Origin of the sequence: Variovorax sp. dw_954 (assembly GCF_018449755.1) — a bacterium.
Classification (GTDB): Bacteria; Pseudomonadota; Gammaproteobacteria; order Burkholderiales; family Burkholderiaceae_C; genus Variovorax.
Map to the genome: position 1 here is coordinate 1 of NZ_JAAVVD010000073.1, position 2,701 is coordinate 2,701.

A 2,701-nucleotide genomic window follows, 5' to 3' on the forward strand; every position below is an offset into this window, starting at 1 on the left:
CGCAGTGTTCGGCGGCACGCAGAGCCTGCACACCAATGCGCTGGACGAAGCGATCGCCCTGCCCACCGAGTTCAGCTCGCGCATCGCGCGCAACACGCAGCTCATCATCCAGGAAGAGACCCACATCACCAGCGTGATCGACCCCTGGGCCGGCAGCTACATGATGGAGAAGCTGACGCAGGACATGGCCGATGCCGCGTGGAAGATCATCGAGGAGGTCGAGGCGATGGGCGGCATGACCAAGGCCGTGGACAGCGGCTGGGCCAAGCTCAAGATCGAGGCGGCTGCCGCCGACAAGCAGGCGCGCATCGACTCGGGCAAGGACGTGATCGTGGGCGTCAACAAGTACAAGCTCAAGACGGAAGACGCGATCGACAGCCTCTCGATCGACAATGTCAAGGTGCGCGACGGGCAGATTGCCAAGCTGCATGCGATCCGCGAGAAGCGCGATACCGCGAAGACGCAAGCCGCGCTCGACGCATTGACGGCGGCGGCCGAGAGCGGCGAGGGCAACTTGCTGGCACTGAGCATCGACGCCGTGCGCCTGCGCGCGACGGTGGGTGAAATCAGCGATGCACTGGAAAAGGTCTACGGCCGCCATCGTGCCGACACGCAGAAGGTCACCGGAGTGTATGCCGCGGCCTATGACTCGGCCGAGGGCTGGGAAGCACTGCAGCACGAGATCGCAGCATTTGCCGAAGAGCAAGGCCGCCGTCCGCGCGTGATGATTTCCAAGCTCGGCCAGGACGGCCATGACCGCGGCGCGAAGGTTGTCGCCACGGCATTTGCCGACCTCGGCTTTGACGTGGACATGGGCCCGCTGTTCCAGACGCCCGAAGAGTGCGCACGCCAGGCGATCGAGAACGACGTGCATGCCGTGGGCGTCTCCACGCTCGCGGCCGGCCATAAGACGCTTGTGCCCGCGATCATCGCGGAACTCAAGAAGCAGGGCGCGGACGACATCATCGTGTTCGTCGGCGGCGTGATCCCGCGGCAGGACTACGACTTCCTGTACGAAGCTGGCGTCAAGGGCATCTACGGCCCGGGCACGCCGATTCCGGCGAGTGCCAAGGACGTGCTGGAGCAGATTCGCGCGGCGGTCGCGGCCTGAGGATCAACGTGTTCGATATCGTGTCACGGCTGTCCTTGCAGCCGGTGGATTCCAGCGACTTCGAGGCCATGCTCGCCTTGCGCGTCGATGCGATGCGTCCGAGCCTCGAGCGCGTGGGCCGCTTCGATGCCGATCGTTCGCGTGAGCGGCTGCAGGCGGGCTTTGTCCTGCCGTTCATGCATCACATCGCGCTCGACGGCGACCAACGCATCGGCTTCGTCACGCTCAAGCCCGAGGGCAGCGACGCGCTGCGCCTGGACCACCTTTACCTGCGCACCGGCTTCCAGGGCCTGGGCATCGGCGAATGGGTGCTGGAGTGGGCCAAGACGCAAGCGCGCGAACAAGGGCGCGACATCAAGCTCACTGCTCTCGTGCAGAGCGACGCCAACCGCTTCTACCTGCGGCACGGCTTCGCGCTTGAAGGCGGGGAGGGCGTGGACTTGCATTACCGCTGGCAGGCTTCGGAGTCGGCGTCTTGATCCGCCGGGTCCCGGATCTCCAGCAGGCGGTGCTCGCCGCGGCTTCCTTGCCGCAGCGCCGCGCCATCGCCAAGGCCATCACGCTGCTCGAATCCACCCGCGACGACCACCGCCAGCAAGCCGACGAATTGCTCACGGCCTTGCTGCCACACACCGGCAAGTCCTTCCGCCTCGGCATCTCCGGCGTGCCTGGTGTCGGCAAGTCGACCTTCATCGAAACGCTGGGCCTGTTCCTCATCGGCAAGGGCCACCGTGTCGCCGTGCTCACCATCGACCCATCGTCCACCGTCTCGGGCGGCTCCATCCTTGGCGACAAGACGCGCATGGAAATGCTCTCGGTCCACGAACGTGCCTACATCCGTCCTAGCCCGTCGTCGGGCACGCTCGGCGGCGTGGCCGAGAAGACGCGTGAGGCGATGCTGGTGTGCGAGGCCGCCGGCTACGACATCGTCATCGTCGAAACCGTGGGCGTCGGCCAGAGCGAAACCGCGGTCGCTGGCATGACCGACATGTTCGTGCTGCTCCAACTGCCCAACGCGGGCGACGACTTGCAAGCCATCAAGAAGGGCGTGATGGAACTGGCTGACCTGGTCGTCATCAACAAGGCCGACATCGACAAGGATGCTGCCACGCGCGCGCAGGCCCAGATCACTTCGGCGCTGCGCCTGTTTGGACATCACGGCAACCCGGCGCATGCGCAGGCGATGCAGGCCGCGCATGCAGTGCCCGGCTCGCCGGAAGCCGAGATCCGCTTCTGGCAACCGCGCGTGATGCAACTCAGCGCACTGCTCGGCACCGGTGTCGATGCATTCTGGAATTCAGTCATGGAATTCAGGGCGCTCCAGACCGCCAACGGCAGGCTCACAATGCGGCGTGAGAAACAAGCGCTGGCCTGGATGTGGGAACGCATCGACGCCGGCCTCAAGCATGCCTTCCGCCACCATCCCCATGTGCGCGAACTCCTGCCGCAAACCATCGCCGCCGTGACGGGCGGCACGCTCCCCGCATCCACGGCCGCGCGCAACCTGCTGGCCGCACAAGACCACGACATCAACATCTGAAACCTCTACGGGACGCCATGAAAGAAATTCTCGAACTCCTCGAACAACGA

3 protein-coding genes are annotated in these 2,701 nt (G+C 65.2%); all 3 read left to right on the forward strand.

Annotated elements, in window-relative coordinates:
- The coding region (locus HB681_RS37475) for a methylmalonyl-CoA mutase family protein (protein WP_213959962.1) at nucleotides 1-1,111 on the forward strand (1,111 nt) is incomplete at its 5' end.
- Between the two features lie 8 nt (nucleotides 1,112-1,119).
- The gene (locus HB681_RS37480) at nucleotides 1,120-1,590 is read left to right on the forward strand and encodes a GNAT family N-acetyltransferase (RefSeq protein WP_213959963.1); all 471 of its coding nucleotides are present in this window, start codon (nucleotides 1,120-1,122) and stop codon (nucleotides 1,588-1,590) included.
- The gene (gene meaB / locus HB681_RS37485; RefSeq protein WP_213959964.1) at nucleotides 1,587-2,651 is read left to right on the forward strand and encodes a methylmalonyl Co-A mutase-associated GTPase MeaB; all 1,065 of its coding nucleotides are present in this window, start codon (nucleotides 1,587-1,589) and stop codon (nucleotides 2,649-2,651) included. Before HB681_RS37480 ends, meaB begins: the two co-directional genes overlap by 4 nt.
- Nucleotides 2,652-2,701: the final 50 nt, after the last annotated feature.